Annotated in this window: 12 protein-coding genes; 8 read left to right on the top strand and 4 right to left on the bottom strand. The window is 58.5% G+C overall.

The genetic code is table 11. The features are described 5' to 3' along the window. Window positions 1–45: 45 nt before the first annotated feature. Complete coding sequence (locus HPA01S_RS23075; protein WP_157084980.1) at window positions 46–957, bottom strand: hypothetical protein; 912 nt, start codon at window positions 955–957, stop codon at window positions 46–48. An 89-nt stretch (window positions 958–1,046) separates the two neighbouring features. Beyond that, window positions 1,047–3,014, bottom strand: coding sequence for a site-specific integrase (locus tag HPA01S_RS11390; protein WP_084360626.1), 1,968 nt, complete (start codon window positions 3,012–3,014; stop codon window positions 1,047–1,049). Between the two features lie 723 nt (window positions 3,015–3,737). On the opposite strand from HPA01S_RS11390, the gene HPA01S_RS11385 reads away from it, so the two are divergent. From HPA01S_RS11385 to HPA01S_RS23070, 4 genes are all read left to right on the top strand, one after another. Then, window positions 3,738–5,948, top strand: a complete 2,211-nt coding sequence (locus HPA01S_RS11385) for a hypothetical protein (protein ID WP_157084979.1) — start codon at window positions 3,738–3,740, stop codon at window positions 5,946–5,948. Window positions 5,949–5,961: 13 nt separating this feature from the next. Next, window positions 5,962–8,793 (top strand): tyrosine-type recombinase/integrase, encoded by a 2,832-nt coding sequence (locus HPA01S_RS11380; protein WP_066269998.1) that lies wholly within the window; start codon window positions 5,962–5,964, stop codon window positions 8,791–8,793. Between the two features lie 82 nt (window positions 8,794–8,875). Further along, window positions 8,876–9,604: a hypothetical protein gene (locus HPA01S_RS11375; RefSeq protein WP_157084978.1), complete on the top strand. Its 729-nt coding sequence runs from the start codon at window positions 8,876–8,878 to the stop codon at window positions 9,602–9,604. 183 nt (window positions 9,605–9,787) lie between these two features. Then, window positions 9,788–9,931: a hypothetical protein gene (locus HPA01S_RS23070; protein ID WP_157084977.1), complete on the top strand. Its 144-nt coding sequence runs from the start codon at window positions 9,788–9,790 to the stop codon at window positions 9,929–9,931. Between the two features lie 56 nt (window positions 9,932–9,987). Here HPA01S_RS23070 and HPA01S_RS23720 read toward each other — a convergent pair whose 3' ends face one another. Further along, window positions 9,988–10,113: a hypothetical protein gene (locus HPA01S_RS23720; RefSeq protein WP_281193015.1), complete on the bottom strand. Its 126-nt coding sequence runs from the start codon at window positions 10,111–10,113 to the stop codon at window positions 9,988–9,990. Window positions 10,114–10,695: 582 nt separating this feature from the next. Beyond that, complete coding sequence (locus tag HPA01S_RS11370) at window positions 10,696–12,873, bottom strand: molybdopterin-containing oxidoreductase family protein (protein WP_066269991.1); 2,178 nt, start codon at window positions 12,871–12,873, stop codon at window positions 10,696–10,698. Window positions 12,874–12,938: 65 nt separating this feature from the next. Between HPA01S_RS11370 and HPA01S_RS11365 the strand changes: the two genes are divergently transcribed. The 4 genes from HPA01S_RS11365 (at window position 12,939) to HPA01S_RS11350 (ending at window position 17,025) form a co-directional block, all read left to right on the top strand. Further along, window positions 12,939–13,631 carry a Crp/Fnr family transcriptional regulator gene (locus HPA01S_RS11365; protein WP_066269989.1) on the top strand — a complete coding sequence of 231 codons (693 nt, stop codon included), beginning with the start codon at window positions 12,939–12,941 and terminating at the stop codon, window positions 13,629–13,631. 425 nt (window positions 13,632–14,056) lie between these two features. Continuing rightward, complete coding sequence (locus HPA01S_RS11360; RefSeq protein ID WP_066269988.1) at window positions 14,057–15,028, top strand: Bug family tripartite tricarboxylate transporter substrate binding protein; 972 nt, start codon at window positions 14,057–14,059, stop codon at window positions 15,026–15,028. A 3-nt stretch (window positions 15,029–15,031) separates the two neighbouring features. Then, window positions 15,032–16,252 carry a CaiB/BaiF CoA transferase family protein gene (locus tag HPA01S_RS11355; RefSeq protein ID WP_066269987.1) on the top strand — a complete coding sequence of 407 codons (1,221 nt, stop codon included), beginning with the start codon at window positions 15,032–15,034 and terminating at the stop codon, window positions 16,250–16,252. Beyond that, window positions 16,249–17,025: an enoyl-CoA hydratase/isomerase family protein gene (locus HPA01S_RS11350; RefSeq protein ID WP_066269986.1), complete on the top strand. Its 777-nt coding sequence runs from the start codon at window positions 16,249–16,251 to the stop codon at window positions 17,023–17,025. The genes HPA01S_RS11355 and HPA01S_RS11350 overlap by 4 nt, the downstream gene beginning before the upstream one ends. The last annotated feature ends 50 nt before the right edge of the window (window positions 17,026–17,075 follow it).

Below are 17,075 nucleotides of genomic sequence, written 5' to 3'. Positions count from 1 at the left end.
TATTCGTTTTTCAGCTTGCTCTGAGGAAAAACGTCCGCTTGCCCACTAATCATCCCAGAGCGCATTTCCAGGAGCCGGCAACGCCCATTCGTTCGACACCGACTTGTAGAGGCGCGAAGGCTTTGGATGAACTCCGTCGAGAAGATACTCGTCCAGTCCTTGCGCGAAGTATCGGCCTTCATAGTCCTGGCTGATTCTTGAAAGCGCGTTCTGCAAGCCTTGGATCTGCTTTGCACTCATGGGCCTGCCGCTTCGCGCTGCTCTGAGCTCTAGTACGCGTACTAGTCTCGGAAGCGTCGGCATGACGTTTAGCCGCAGATGTTTCGCCCAGAAAGCTCTGTAGTCAAGTTTCACGACCTGGTCTGCGGCAGCCATTTTTGCCCGTTTCAGGGCTTTCGCTCCATGGACACGCCACTCCAAGTGAACTCTGGACGAGTCAGGCCGGACTTTTCTCTCACCGTTACTGTAGATAGCGACCTCGTTGCCGTTTGTCCTTTTTCCGACATATGAAGTCTCGACTTCCTGGTCATGATCGGTCGTACCTAATCGCGCAGGTGTGTGCACAGCAAGTACCGCTTCGTGCAGCTTGGCGGCGTCAGATTGACTGCGTGTCGTGAGATCCAGCGCAACGTGCACGTCCAGAAGATGGAGCAGCTTAGGGTCGCACTCCTGGATATCTTGCAGCAGTTCGAGCGTTGCCCTCATGGGCTGATGAACCACATGCACATAGTGGAACAGGGTTCTTCCCGTTACTGGATTCGTGTACGGCCGCTTCGCACCGAAGTATCTTCTTTTCGAGAACCGTTCGTCTGGAATCAAAGTCTTTTTCAAGCGCATCAAGTCCGCTTCGTCCAGCCTTCTGATGGTTCTGAAGAAGATGGAATCGATATAAGAAAGCCTCTCGACCACATACGCCCCGAGCTTAGGCGTACGGACAGCAATCTTTTCTCTAGGCACGCGATCTCCTCAACGTTGGGCATTGCCGGTGCGTGTAGAAAGCGAGACATCTCAAACGAAGTATCGAGAGGCGGCGCTCGTCAGCTAGCTCAACCCACATACTCACTAGCTCCTCGTCCCCCATTCTTGCGCCTCAACGCATCGCCGATCGCGAGGGATCCGACAGTAAGATTGAAGGGGCTAACAGACGGCAGCCCTCCCCCCATCTCACCGATGAACCCATAAATCTCCTTCGGCTTGGGCTCGCTGAGGTAGTGGCGCTCGTTCACACCTTCGCCAGGTTCGTGCCCCATCATCCGCTTCCTCATGATGTCCGGCATTGAGGAACGCTTTTGAAGGAGGTCATTCACTCCGTGCCTGAACGAGTGAAAAACCTTCGTACCGTCGCGCGGCATGCCCAGCTTCTCCAGAAACTGCGACATGGCCCGGATAGGCTCCTTAGCGTAGCGGTTCGTGGGATTCCAGGACAACTCAGGAAACACGCGCTTGTACCCAGCCTTGCGCAGGTGGTCACACCAGCCAACGAAGCCCAGCTCAACCAGTTTGGGGTGAAGGGGTACATGCCGCTTCGACCACTCGTTCTTCAGGCTCTTGTCGACACTTCGTTGATTGATGTCGATGAACCAGACACCCTCTTCGCAGCGGACATCGTCCAGGTAGAGTTGGCACAGCTCCCCTATCCGCGCACCGGTGAACAGTCCCAGCAAGGGGAGCCAGTAGTGGAACGGCTGGAACGTCCTGAACGTGCCCGCTTGCGTCGCCTTCCAGGAGTCAGCTCGGTAGACCGGCGCCGCAAAGATCTTCGCGACCTCTTCCTCGGTGAATGCCGTACGGTCCTTGCGCGCGACCGCGGCCATCTTGCGCTGCGACTTGGTCAGAACCGACTCTCCCCTCAACCCTGTGCAGGGATCGTCGGGAATCCACTTCTGAGCGTGGAACCATCGAAACATGCGATAGAGCCACTGCATCCGGACATCTCGCTCATTCGGCGACATCCGAGGCCAGTCCGAGCCTTCAATGGCGAGAATGGACTCCGTCATGGTTGACGTGCCGAACTTCTGACGCACCTGGTTCTCTTTCGCAGGCATCTGCGCAAGGTGCGTGTCGCGGAAGCTCCTGAGAATGTCCGCACTGAACTGCCCGATCGCCAGATCGCCTTCGAACTCGGCGAGCAACAGGAGCCCGTTGCGAATGCGTGCCACCTCCTTTGGAGAACTGATTGTCTGTGGGAGATGTGCCTTGCAGTACTCTTCGATGGCCTGGGTCAGAGGAAGCGAGCTCTTCGCGTTGGCAGGCGCTTGCGGAACCACGCCCCGCTGGGCCTGACGTACCGCCGACAGCGCCGCAGGCGGCAGCGCATCGGCCATCTTCCGGCGCAGGGCATCGACCTCGACCGCCGAGACCTCGATCAGCTGGTCCGTGAGTTCGAAAATCCTTTCTGGAACGAACGCCAGGTCATCGGTACTCGCTGACGAATCAGCGAAGGCCAAGATAGTGACCGCTCCCTCCGTCAAGAGCAGGTTCGCTGCCGACGTGGTCTCGTCCTGCGGGATTCGGTACATGCCGAATGCGCGGTGGAGTTTCGATTCAGGCGGCCTGTAGCAAGTCCTGGGCACCAGCACCGTGCCCAGCTCAGGATCGTCCGGCTCGAACGACCAGAAAGGCGTCCTGTAGCCTGCTTCGCCCTGTAGTCGGCAGTGCAACGCGAGACGGCCTTCGGCGGCCTGGCGCAGCAGGTCGTGGGTGGTCAAGCCGATGATCGTTGCCGCCTGAACGAGCGGGATGTAGCCGCCCGCCAGTAGAAGCGGGTGGCCATCGGCAATCTTGAGGATGTTCTCGGGGGTCATCGAGGGTCCCATCAGGCTGAGGCGATCGAGGTCGAACAGGTGGCGGCGCCAGCGCGCGATCTGCTCGGCAGCCAGCATCTTGGCAACCGCTAGATTACGGCTTCCTGTGCTTGCTACCAATGTGCTCGCGCCCACCACCGTGCGAAGTCGCATGGGGACCGTCAATCGTGCGACGTAGACGCCACTGGGACGTCTTTCGAGGTTCTGCATACACGCCCTTTGTACTAGGGTGGTGCTGCAGAGGGCGTTTAGCCGAGAAAGTCCTGTTGGATTAAGGACTTGTTGAGACTTGGTGCGGCTGGCGGGGATCGAACCCACGACCCTTGGCTTCGGAGGCCCGAATTCCTCTGCGTATATGCATTGATTTCAAGATGAATTGAATGGCGCCAAGCGTCACAATTCAACGAAATCAACGACTTGCGCGAACTCAGTTGTGACACCTTTTAACGTCGCATGGCGACTATAGGTCCATGCGTGTCACAACTCTCACCGCAAAACTTTGCTTGCTCGTCCGGCGGAGTGAGTCGCTGGAAATGACTACAACCCTTTTTTATTAACTTCACAAGCAAAAACTCGGGTGCCGCATTGAAGCATCTCAACATGTTGCAAAGCAGTCGAATGCATATCAATAGCGAGCAGAGCAGTTGGTAGGCGTTACAACTACACGAGCAGTTTGCGAGCAACCGTCGAAATGCCTGCACGGGGCACGTCGAACGATGCAATCTCTTCATCAAAAATCGAAAAATTCCTTGTAAATCAAAGATTTTTCTCCAGTTTAGGGACGTAGATGCCGATCCAGCCTAGCGCTCGGTTTGTCGAATGCGCTTCGATTGGATATCTTGTATTCAAGCAAAAAAGAAGTGAGCTCGGCCGCTCAAGGACGACCTGAAAGTCGGTACAAGTGCCGAGCAAGCGGACTGATTTGCGAAACCCTTGCCAGCCGTCAACCTCATCCGGACACGGCGGGCCATTGCTTCAGTAATCAAGGTATCCGTCATGTCAGCTCTTAGTGTTTCCAGTCAACCCTCGACTCCTCAAATTGAATTCCTCGCCAATCTTCCGCCGCACCTTGAATCAATTGCCCACGCATTAACTGGCCTCATTCCAACGCCCATTGATCAACCGCAATTCAGCAAAGTGATCCTAAATCTGAGTGCCGCGGTTCTTTCATTTGGCGACGATGAACCTCACCTTGGCGAGTTGGGCAAGGAACTGATTCAGCAATGCCAAGAATTAGCTGAATTTGCTCAAGGAGAAAGCCAATTCGATCGAACGGCATTCGCGCAAATCGAGGGCAGGATTGGTGACTATCCCGCCTGGGCTTTGTGCATGCGACTTGCGCCATCTCAGCTTGGGATATCCGTGCCCTTGGGCGCGGAGGTTTGGCTAGCACTCCTGGAAGGCCGCCAACTGCGCAAGGACTACGTGAGCCACCTGCGACGTGATCTGGAATTGCTCCCGGCGCCCGACTCGCAGTGCGACATCAACAGTGACGACCTGATGTTCCTTGAGTTCGGCAAGCGTTGGCAGAAGACCTTTGAGCAAATCAGGAAGCGTCTGTCACAAAAGCTGGCATTCAATCCTGCCGCCACAAGTTCCACAAAAACCCCGATCTCTGCTCCAGCGGATGAACACTTGCGGCACATCCTGGGTGCCAAAGCATGCACTACCGCCAAAAAGCGCTCGGCCGTATCGACGCGCCACACCCTCACGTCCGAGCAGTTTCGGGTCTACGAGGCTGATCTGCAAAGGAGGCTTGGTGCCCGGCAAACAGGCTCGCTGTGTGAGGCTCTTTCCATCCTGACGGGGTTGTACGCCCACGGCGTCATGGGTTTGGCGATCGGGCGGGGCCCCTTGACCGGCGAAATTCTGGTGCTCGACATCGAGGGTGGCCACTTGTACGTGGCGCTCGACGCGATCTTGAAACGCAAGATGTCCAGGTCGCAGATGCCCAGCATCTACGCGCTCTCCGATGAAAACTACCGTGTGCCTTTGCCGCGTGAGGTCCTCGCGCCGCTGGAGGATCTGCTGGCGAGTTGGCGCGCAGAGCCGGGATCACAGGAGTTCAGGTGCCGCCTGGTCGACATCCTCCCGCAGGCCGACCGTGATCATCGTCCCGCCAACGGCCAATCCGCCATTGAGGATGCAGACACTTATGCCCCGGGATTTGAGCCGACGCTGGCACGGGCACGAAACACCGTGGCGAACGAAGCGGTCGCCGCAGGCCTTTCCCGGCTTCATCTCGCATGCGCTCGACTGGATTTTGGTCAGGTCAGCAAAGCGCGCCCTTGGTATGTGCGCGTACAAGCAACGGAGTTTGAGACACAGTGGAGGGAGTTTCTAGAAGGAAAGGCGTGGACATTCGCAACGACTGCCGAAGCCGTTGATCACGCTTTCGGGTCGCCTTATGTTGTGACGGACAAGGCGCTCCTGGACATCTGGAACTTCTACCAAGATCGTGTCAACGCCATCCCCAAGGGCAACAACATGGGTGCTGAGCGGCTGCGGCTGTTTCACAACGCGTTTGCTGATCAGACGGCTGCTGCACTGAGCTTTCTCCTGGGACTCAGGGCCTCCACTCACTACATCCTTAGCGCCGCCGCACTGTCCGGTAGCGTTGATTTCACGCACATAGACGACAAGGGGACATCCACCCTGGGAACGCGCGTCGGCATTGTTTGTAAGTTCGCCTCCGCGGTCCTTGCAAACTGGGTCGCGCACTGCGCATCTCTGCTGGCCCGGTACGCGCGCGACAGAGTGTTTAGCTCCGGATCCAGCGGCCGCTCCATCATTTCCCGGCTTCAGCATATCGTTGAAGGCCAGGACGTCGGCCTGCTCTTCAAGATTTTTCCTGACGGCATCCGCAACGTGTCAAGCAAGTCCACTTGGGGAGGTCTGCCGCCGGCTCTGCGTTGTGAGGCGAATGCCGGGCGCCACTACTGGGCGACCCATCTTCATGCGCAAGGATGTCCCGATGATGCCGTGGACGTGTTTCTGCGTCATATCAATACCGGGACGAGCCCGACCAGTGCATACAGCAACCAGTCGATCGAGGCGCTGGTCTCCCAAGTTGCCTCGCTTCAAGACAGAAAGCTCACGGAACTGGGGCTCACCCCTCCCGTAGGCCTCCGTGCTGCTCGCTGAAGGAGAAGTGCTCATGACGAACGCCCAAGCTCGCCAGCGGCATCAACGCCAAAACACGCTACTCAATCCTCAGAGCACGAGCGAAATGCACCGGTTCGAACCGTTTCAGCGGTTCGTTCTCGATGCTCAGCCCTTGCTCTCACCCCCTACCCTTGCGCTCGCAACGCTGATCGCGTTCGACGCCGTCGTGCAAGCCCAGGATGTGGAGTCGGCATACAAGGCCCTGCAATCCCTCCACGAATACAGGTCACATCCCACCATCAGGTGGCCTTTGGAAAAGGGAGGCGTGGCCCATACACACAAGGTCAATTCCGGGCAGACATCCACCAACACCACCGCTGACGTCTACGACGAGCGCGTCGTAAGCTGTTTCACAAAAGTCGCGGTGGATCAGGTCGCGACTTGGATCACCTTTAGCGCAGCGATCGATGAACTGGAACAGGCCCTCCAGAGGGCTCAGAAGTATCGAGACCTTCCACGCTCCTACGCGCAGCTGCTGCGCGCGGCCGACGGTTACGCCGGGGCGACGCTGAGCGGTGCTGGGCGAGCTCACGCGCTTGGTCAACTCCGGATGGTGGCGCTGGATCCCATGTGTGCTGCGCGCGAGACCAGCAAGTTGATCATTCCCTCAGCCCCCGTTGATTCGGAAGCGGAAGACGTCATCGCAAAGAATGAGGCGCATATTGCCAGGGCGGTGGCGCTCGCCGCCCGAGCCGGTGGATCTGCGGCTTCGCCAGACCCTCGGGAGTCGGATCTGGTTGAGGATCTTGTTCGCGCGTTCAACGCCGGCAACGCCCTGAACCCTCATGCCGGCATGTCCGCTGTTCGAAGAGCGCTGGCGGGCGTTGAGCTTCGCATCGCTGAGCATCATGCGTGGGCACGTGTGCTGCTGCTCGCTGGATACCAAATGCTCCGAGAGGGCGATTTGGCCATGAGCAGCATTGGCCGCTACTTCACCGGCGGTGCGGCCCGGGTGTTCCGTGCACTGAGGTCGATGCCACTGGCCAAGCTGGACAGCAAAACCCTTTGCGACGCATTGGGCACAGCTGAGAATGAAGCCGAGCCGTCCAACAAGGCATCCGTACGTGCCGTCGCGCAGGCGGTGATCGGCCAGTTGGTTGAGCAGGATTTGATCGATCCCTTGCGATTGCCCAGAGGTGGCGCCGCGCGCTACCAGGGTGGCGTTAGGGCACAGGTGGTCTGGCCACATGAAGTCGCGCGCGCCGACGCCTGGTTGAGCGAATCGATTTCCCTTTCGCCCGCCGACTCCATCTTGCCAATGGTGAGATGCGCGATCTCGGTGGGTGCGGACACCGGCATGCGTATCGGTGAGGTGATGAGGATTCGCCTGAAAAACATTGCCATCGTAAACAACAGCGTCCAGATCACAGTGGCCCCTACCCGGATGGACCCGAGCCTGAAATCCAAGGACTCGCGCCGAATGTGTCACCTGAACTCCCCCCGTGCCTTCGAGAATCTGGTGACGTTCATGTCCCAAGTGCACGGACTTGCGTTGCCAGTTGCCCACGCGACGGGGGAGATTTCATCGTTCGATCACGACGCGTTCAACCGGTCCCTTCAGGGCCGGGAGGAGCTCCTGTTCGGTGACCCCCACAGACGCAACGAACTCTGGCATGAGAATGCAGTTAGGAAGTGGATATCAGTAGTGCTCAAAGCTGCTACCGGGGATTCGAAGACCACCTTCCATGATCTGCGCCATAGTTGGGTGAGCCTGGGCAATGAAGCGGATTTCTCACTCGGCGATCAGAGTGCCCAGAACAGCTACGCCAAGCGCGCCAACGCACTGGGTCATGCGGTCAATGACCTCATGTACACCACGTATACCCATATTTTTGGTATCGGGTTGCGGCGCGCGGTGGATCAACGAGTGATGCGCGCCGGACTGCTTCGGACTGCATCCGTTGCCGCATGGGTCGGCAGGAGTGATGCCGCTCTTCGCAAATCTCTTTCTCGGAAGGGATTCCAGGTAGATGCGGCGCAAGGCCAACGCCGCCTAATGGATGAGATCGAAACTTTCTCGCGGTCGACAGAGTTGCCTCTGGCCCACAGCGTGGCTCCAGTCCGTTTGGTGGAAGCTACTCCGCCTCTGGCCTCGTTCAAACCGGCCAGCAGCCGGATTGACGTCCTGCTCAACAGTTTGCGAAACCTCGTTGACGACCGGATTGGCCCACAACACCACATCGAGATTGCGGCTCGTGCAGGGCTTTCGCCGCATGAGTGGAAGTCGATCCGCGGAGCGTTTAGGTATCTGAATCGAGATGTCAAGGGCGTCAGGAATCCCCCGGCGGCGGAGTCGGAACCCGAGGCCTGGCTCGTCGACCGACACTGGACGGAGTTGATTGACAACGCGTCGGCGCAGAAATGGACCCGCATTGCGCGGTATCTTGAATCGCACGCATCTCAGAAGGAGGTTCGGCGGGCCGGCGACTACGTGGTGAAGTATCTGGGAGTGACGCGGTATCTCGAAGTCCACTCTGCCGATCCCGATTTCGTTTCGCTGCTGGCTGTACTGAAGGCGTCTGGAACCAACCTTGCGCGCTTTGCGTTGAACTTCGTCTCCGCGCCAGGAGACATGTCACTGAAAGTCCGCCACGCGGCGGTAAAAATTCGTAGTGAGTTCGGTATCGACATGCCCCTCCGTGAGCGAAAACCTCGCGACGGTCGGCCGAACATGTATCTCACAATGAGCAGCGGACCATCACCGAATTTGGGCCGAGAAGCCAGTCAAGACGGTAGCGCGTACTCCATGAAAGGACTCGCTGCGCTCTTCCTGGCTACACAGCTGATCGCTGCACTGGAAAGCGAGGTTCGGCATGCGGCGTAAGGCAAAGGGAACGCTCCAGCACCACGCGATCGCACAATTCAAGCTGCGAAGTCTTACGCACAGTGCGGAGAGCGCCTCAACTATGCACGATCAGTACCAGGTTGCCCGCCGTTTTGTCGAATCGCTGAACGAGGTCATGAGCAAAGAACTGGGCACTATTGTGACGGCTCTTGAAGGTAGGCTAATCTCGAAGGCGGACGAACTAATCGTTGAGGTAGTGTGCGTACTTCCAGCACAAATGCACTTCGATTGGAACGTGTCAGGCGGCAACTTTGATCTGGATCCCTACGTACTGAAGGAGCGAGCGAGAACCGAGTGGGCCTCCGCGTTGAGGAACGCCCTTTTGAATGAGGAGACGATCCGCAACGCGTTGCCAGGCCTAGCAACGGCGGCGACGCGCATCAGGGGCTCAGAAGTTGATGCGCTTCAAACATTGATAGAACTTCCCGTCGCTGCCTACACAACCGGTCGAGAAGTCCCGGGAGAAGTTGTCCATGCCACGCAAGGAAGCGCCGAGTTCGATCTCACTCAGAATTTCGCGTTTCCAGTATGGGACGAAAAGTGCACGATCCGCGCTAAACCATCGCTTGCCAGAAACGGCGTGGTCATGGAGTTGATCCAAGCACCCTTGGGGTTCATTGGAAGAATTGCCCGTGCCCACATAGATGACATTCCAGCCCACTGCTTTCAAGTAATCGCTGGCATGGTCAAGCGGCGCGATGCGATAGATCTTGAAGTTCAGCTCGCCAAGTCACCTACCAAGTCCAAAAATGCTCTATGCAAAGTGCATGACGTCGTCGTGGTGACGTAGCGGTGGTTTACGGGTCGCGTCACCTTGAATGAGATGGGGTCGGAGATCGATGGAATTCAACATCACTGACATCACTGAGTTCCAGATCCCAGGTGGTAAGAGGGGTCGGATGAAGTCTTGGATGTGCGGCATAAACCATTCCAAGTATTTGTCCGCCCCCCGCTCGGGTCAGAGATCAATGGAATGAGCAAGCTCATGGGAGCCTCCTCCCTCTCCATCTACAAGTGGGAGAGCGGGAAGGTCATCCAAAGAGTTGCGCAGCTCGAGAAGATTCTTGCTATTCGCAAGATCGGCAAGCGCGAAGCACTGGCACGGATTCAAGACTAAGCGCTTCGCTTGCCCGGAGCCTCGGGCGAACACAGACACTCGCTCATGGCCCCGCGTCAGCTGTGTTCGTCAGCTTTGGCAAGCAACCGAAGCACGCGCGCATTGGCCGCGGCCAGCAGATAGATGTCATCGACCAACTGCGGCAAAGGCACCTGGTAAAACGCGCCTGCCCACTTTGCCATAGCAGCCGATCAACTCACACCGCCATGGCAATGCACGATCAGCCTCACCTCCTCAGGTTCGTTACGGTATTTGTCGATGAACTCGGCGATGCGCTGCGCATCGCTGAGCTCAGACGCCTTGCCTTGCAGGGTGCATTGGTGGGTAGCTGAAGGTGAACATCGATGGACTACCCAGTTGATTGCGCACATCGGCTATAGGAATGCGATATGGACGACGTCAGGTCAGGACCTGATTCTCGGACGAGCCCAGACAGGTATCGCCGCGTTAAGAAGTACGTCAGCAGGTCGCACGTGCCGTCGCCGCAGGTACGACCTGCGCGCCCGACCTCGTTAGGTGCCGCACGCCTCGCGCTGCGAGTTTTTGCAGAACATAAGCGGTGAACTCGACCGCTACTCCCTCCCCAACAGCAGAAGAAGACACCATATCTTGTCGCTGCTGCAGTGGCATGGCACGCCACCCGGCAAAAAAATGCGTTGCCCCGCGTGATCGAGTTTGAACCGAACGGCGAGCGGCATCCATTCGATGCCGCTGAACCTCTGGCGGTTCGAACGCAAGGACCCGGTCGGGAGCGTACTGGGCTTCTACTCCCATTCGGCTACCGCACTCACGCGGCAGGCGATCCCCTTCAGGTGCGGGATGCCTTGCTCGCGGTCCAGGTGGTCCGCGTCGTCCGGGCAGATCTGCGCATCGGCGTGGATCCAAGCGCCGGACAGCGTACCGTCGCCTTCTGCTCGTTCCGGAAGCCACCAGCCATGCGGCACGCGCACGACCCCTGCCGGCATCTCCAATCGGATGGCGGTCTTGAGCCGGACTTTGCCCTGACGCGTTTCGACGTCGACCCAGCGGCCTTCGGGCAGCCCAAGTGTCCCCGCGTCTGCAGGTGAAATGTGCATGAGCGGCTCGGGATTGCGCGCACGCAGGGCGGAAATGTGCCGATGCCCCGTCTGGAAATACTCATCCTCCCGCACACCCATGAAGAGCGTCAGCGGGAACTCCGTGTCGAATGGCAGGTCGTCGCGCCAGTACGGGAGCGGATCGAAGCCCAGCCCATCAAGCAGGTCCGAATGCAATTCGACCTTCCCGCTCGGGGTGGCAAAGCCCGTTCGCTCGTACTTGCGGTACTCGAGTCCCCGCATGTGGTATGCGTGCTTAGCGGCGAATTCCTCAAACGACATGCCAAGACCGGCCAGCCGCTCGTCAAGCAGGGACTCGTGGGTCTCCCACGGGAACTGCTCCACCATTCCCATGCGCTGGGCCAGGCCGCTCCAGAAATCGAATGCGCCACGGCAGCTGCCCGGTGGCTCAACGACCTTCTGCGACGGTCGGTAGATGGCCGTCCAGCCGAAGCCGTCGGAGAGGCAATTGCGCTCTAGCCATGCGTCGCCAGGGAGAATGTAGTCCGCTAGCTGTGCCGTCGGCGTGCGGAAATGTTCCAGCGCCACTACAAGATCCTGATTCAACAGCGCGCGCTCGATCAACTGCATGTTGGCAAAGCTCATAAGGGTGTTGTTCCCCAGCGTAAAGAAGGCCTTCACGGGATAGGGTGCACCGTCCGCCATGGCCCTGAACACCGCCGAAGGATTCGCCATGTAGCAGCCATTGATCAGGTTGGGCCATTCATGCCCCCACACGCGCTGGCTCGGCTCCCGCAAGGCAGCCATGCCTCGGTAGGTAAATGCCGGGTGCGTGTCGCTACCGAGCTGCTTGGCGCGCTGGACCTCGGTGAGCGCGCCATGCAATTCAAGTTCGGACTCATGTACGACGTCTGGATGAAAACCATGCAGCACCTCGCCGCCTGGGACATCGACATTTCCGCAGATGGCGCGGAGCATGCACATCAGGCGAATCGCGGAGGTGGAGTTACGCTGCTGGTCTGTGACCGGCGTCCACGGGATTACCGCAGGGCCACTTGTGGCGTAGAGGCGCGCAGCGGCGGCAATCTGCTCGGCCTGCACGCCAGTGAGCTGCTCGACGCGCTCCAGCGGGAATTCGCTCACCCGGGCGCGCAAGGCCTCGAAGCCAGTGGTCCAGTTCGCAACGAACTCCCGGTCGTACAACTTCTCTTCGATTATTACCTTCAACCAGCCGAAGCACATGGCCGCATCGGACCCGGGCTTGAGCGGCAGCCAGAGGTCGGCCATTTCCGCATTCTCGCTGCGCCGAGGGTCCAGCACGATGAGCTTCGCGCCACTCTCCTGCGCACGCCGGATCGCGTTGTAGACGGGCGTCCAGGAGTGCCGCTTGGGATTGTGTCCAAACAGCACGATGCATTTGGTGTTTGGGTAGTCCGGGTACGGAAACCAGCCGTACACCATCCGGTTGATCGCCGCCGTGTTGTCCGCGCACATGGCGACCCCGCTGATCCAGTTCGGGCTTCCCAGCAGGTTCATGAAGCGGCGCCCCAGGCCGTTGTCGCTCTGGGTGTTCCATTGGGAAGTGGACACGGCCAATGCCTCGGGGCCGTGCCGCGCGACGATGTCTGAGAGGCGCTGGGCAATGTCGTCCATCGCCTCGTTCCAGCCTACCTCCTTCCACTGGCCGCTGCCGCGTGCGCCAGTTCGTTTCAAAGGCTGAAGAATGCGATCCGGGTGGGACAATCCTGACGGAGCGTGAACACCCTTGATGCAGATGTTCGCTCTCAGCGGCCGCGTGTCCATCGCATGAACCCGGACATCGCCGACTTGCCCTGACAGGGGCACTTCGGTCTTCACTTGGCAGTAGATGTCGCAACCGGAACAGAGGGTACGCTTGGTGTTCATGCTAGGCAGTCTAGGCTTGGCTTCTTGCAAAGTTTGTCCGCACACAGACAATTCAGGGTTACTCCATGCCATCCCAGTCGCATCTCTCGTCCGACCACCAGCTCAAGATTCCCTGGTTGCCCATTCTCGCCACCGAACATCGGAGCTGGGTGATTCAAGCCCTGCAGGTCAGCGAGGCTACGGCCGGTGAACTCGTCTGTCGGGTGGGTGCCGAGCCGACGCATTGGATCGGGGTGCTGGAAGGTCTGGTCAAAATGAGTGGCTTCGCTGCAAACGGTCGAACAGTGACCTTCGCCGGCTTTCCGTCGGGCGGGTGGTTCGGCGAGGGAACGATCCTGAAGGGCGAGAGCTACCGCTATGAAATCCAGGTGCTTCAGCCTGGCCTTCTGGCAAGGCTGCCGGTGACTGTTTTCCATCGCCTGCTCGAAGAGAGCATCGAGTTCAACCGATTCCTGATGCGGCAGTTCAACGAGCGCCTCGGCCAGTTCATCGCCTACAAGGCGGCCGAACAGACCCTGGGCGTGGAGGAGCAACTGGCTCGGGCCTTGTGTACACTTTTCGATCCTGTTCTTTATCCGGCGGCGGCCCCCGTTCTGAGGATTACCCAACAGGAGCTCGCGTACCTCGTTGGCACCTCCCGGCAACAGATCAACCAGGCCTTGGGTCTGCTGCGCGAGGCGGGTGCAGCCGAGGCGGCTTATGGTGGCGTGCGGCTGCTGGACTACCAGTGCCTGCGAAATGTCGGCACGCGAGGCTGAGTACGCTCAGAGGCGCCTGTGGGCTTCTTCCGACTTGGAGGAGGTGCGTGTGGCGCACTACTTGAAGCCGCGCGCCTTGAAGTGACGAGGCCAACGATGTACCACACCCGGGAAGACCATCCACAGCAGAGTTGTGGCACCCATGCCGAGGCAGAGTGTGTACGTAAACGAGCCAGTGACAGGGAGCCAGAAGGTGGGGGTGGAAGAGGCTGCTGCTGATCGGCCCACTGGATGCTCGCAGTTCTGAGGCCAAAACTGGCCGAATGCGTACTGACGATCCTCAAGACTGTGGCGCATTGGAGGCGCGATGAATGCCGCCTCCCATACACAACTCTTATACCTTCCATCAAAAACCTCTCTTTGATCAATCTATGCACGACACCTAGAGTTCAGCGGCCTCAGTAAAAAACATTATTGGAGACCACATGAAGCTAAATCGTCGTCAGTTCGTAGGCACCGCCGTCGCTGCCACCGCATTTCCAGCAATTGGCCAGTCTTGGCCGACGCAGCCCATCAGGGTAATCGTTCCCTTCGCCGCAGGAGGCCCTACAGATTTCGTGGCCCGCATGATCGCTATCCCCCTGTCGAATATCTTGGGGCAGCCTGTGGTCGTGGAGAACAGGGCAGGGGCAAGCGGGAATATCGGCGCTCAATCGGTTGCGGAGAGTCCTGCGGATGGGTACACCCTCGTGCACACCACGGCAGCTATGCAGGCCCTGAATCCACTCATGTATCCGAGCGCTCGATTTGACGTAAGCAAGAATCTGACGCCGATCGGCATCACGGCCGCGCTACCGAACGTACTGGTCGTGAACCCTGTAAATCAAAAGTTCCAAACAGTGGCGGAACTCGCGGCCAAAGGAAAAGAGCGGGAGAACGAGTTGACGTACGCCACCTTTGGCAATGGAACGTCTCCTCACATCTATGGTGCGCTGCTGCAGAAACTCGCCCAGTTCACTGCGTTGGCAATTCCCTACAAGGGAAGCGGCCCTGCTGCGACCGACCTCCTCGCCGGAAGCGTCGATTTTCTCTTCGACAACATAACGACTTCGCTTGGGTTGGTGCAAAGCGGAAAGCTGAAGGCGCTCGCCATCACTTCCAACAAGCGCACGCCCTTGCTTCCCGATGTACCGACCATGAAGGAGGCGGGCTATCCGGATTTTGAGTTGCAACAATGGTTTGCCCTCCAGGCGCCTGCGTCGACTCCAGCTCCTATTGTTGAGCGACTCCGTCAAGCGGTCGCGAAAGCAGCGTCCGAAGTTGGCTACCAGAAGAATCTAACCGAGCGGGGCGCCGAGTCCGTTGTTGTGACAGCGAGCGAGGTGGAGAGGTTTGTGGTTACGCACGCGCGGAAATGGAGCGAAGTGGCGAAAACCATCAACTTGAAGCCTGAGTAAGTAATGGCGCAACCTCTCCAAGGTCTCAAGGTCATGGACTTGAGCAAAGTCCTCGCAGGGCCTTTGTGTGGACAACACCTCGGTGAACTCGGCGCTGAGGTCATCAAGGTGGAGCCCACCGGGACGGGCGACGATACCCGCGCTTGGTTGCCGCAGCGGGCGGGGCAGTCTGCGACTTTTCTCTCGGTAAATCACAACAAGAAGAGCCTGGCGGTTGACCTGAAGTCCCCAAAGGGCCGAGAAATTGTCCATCGGCTCGCCGCAGAGGTAGATATTGTTCTGCAGGGGTTTGGCGGGGGCACCGCAGTGAAGTTGGGGGTCGACTACAAGACACTGTCCACCATCAATCCGAGAATCATCTACTGTGAGATATCCGGGTACGGCCGAACCGGCCCCCTTGGGAATGAGCCTGGATATGACGTGATGTTGCAGGCATTCAGCGGGATGATCAGCACGATTGGGTTGCCAGGTGGCCTGCCGACTCGAGTGAGCTTTTCTCCAGTGGATCTTGGCACCGGCATGAACGCTGTTGCGGGGGTCTTGGCAGCGCTACTGGAGCGGCAGCGTACGGGGAAGGGTGTCTATGTAGAAGTCTCTTTGTTTGACACCGCCATGTCGCTGATGGGTTACATGGCGCAGAACTTCTGGATGACCGGCAAGGTACCTCAGCCTATGGGTACCGCACATCCTGCAATGTGTCCGTACCAAGCATTTCAAGCGAAGGACGCTTACATGATGCTGGGGGTGGGCAATGATGCACAGTGGGCCAAATTCTGTCAGGTGGCATCGATGGAATCCATGCGCGATGACCCACGGTTTGCGACGAACAGCGCTCGTGTAGAGAACTTTGATGCCACGGTTGCATTGGTCGGCGAGAAGATGAAGGAACGTACTGTCCAGGAATGGATGGCTGCACTCTCTGCGGCGGGCGTGCCATGTGCACCGATCAACACCCTTGATATCGCACTCGTGCATCCTCAACTTGCCGAACGCAAGTTGGTGGTCACCACAGCGCATCCTGTATTGGGCACGGTGAACAACATGGCCATGCCGGTGCGCTTTCAAAACGAAACACGACATGCGCGGCTCCCCCCACCGTTGCTGGGTCAGCATACTCAAGACGTCCTGTCCGATCTAGGGTTTGACAGTGCCGAAATCCAAGAACTTCTGAGAGACGGAATTGTCTCGAACTTCGATCAATCAGCTGATGCGAAAACTGAATGAGCAATATTCTGTACAAGGTGCACAAGGGCATCGCTGAAATCACACTCGACAATGCACCCGTGAATGCTCTGACGACCGCGATGGTGACTGAGTTGATAGCGGCACTGCACCGGGCTGCGAAAGACGACTCTGCAAAAGTTATTGTGATCTCCAGTGCAGTAGCCCGCCGATTCTGCGCAGGGCTAGACCTTGCTGCTCTCCAAGACGCGGCGCCGGAACAGATTCGCGCACTATTGGAGCAGCTCTACACGGGACTTTCCGAGGCGCAGTTCGCACTTGGAAAACCAAGCATCGCGGCGGTTGCCGGTGCTGCTCGCGGAGGCGGTATGACGCTGGCGATCTCGTGTGACATGCTGGTTGCAGGAAAGAGCGCGTCATTTGGCTACCCCGAGATTGATGTGGGCGTTCTTCCGGCCATTCATTTCACACACCTTCCACGTATCGTCGGAAGGCACCGAGCCTTCGAACTGCTTTTTACCGGTCGCACCTTCGGTTCGGACGAGGCTTTCGCACTCGGCCTTGTGAACAGCGTGGTTGATGACTCACAGGTTATGGATAGCGCCCGCGAGCTCGCCGCAACGCTAGTGGCAAAGCCCCAGTATTCCCTCGCAATGGGTCGTCGTGCCTTCATGAACGCCACGGACAATGGGTGGCGCCAAGGGGTGGCGGGCGCAGTAGAAACCTTCTGCAATGTGGCTGTGTCGGCAGAGGGCCGAGAGGGCGTGGCGGCCTACGCAGAGAAAAGGACGCCCTCCTGGGTTTCCAAAAAGTAGCGCGTTATGCTTGTGGTTTTGCCTCCAGCCTTTTGCGGCTTGGGCAGACC

Origin of the sequence: Hydrogenophaga palleronii NBRC 102513, assembly GCF_001571225.1 — a bacterium.
GTDB lineage: Bacteria > Pseudomonadota > Gammaproteobacteria > Burkholderiales > Burkholderiaceae_C > Hydrogenophaga > Hydrogenophaga palleronii.
This window is presented reverse-complemented; position numbering and strand designations above follow the sequence as displayed.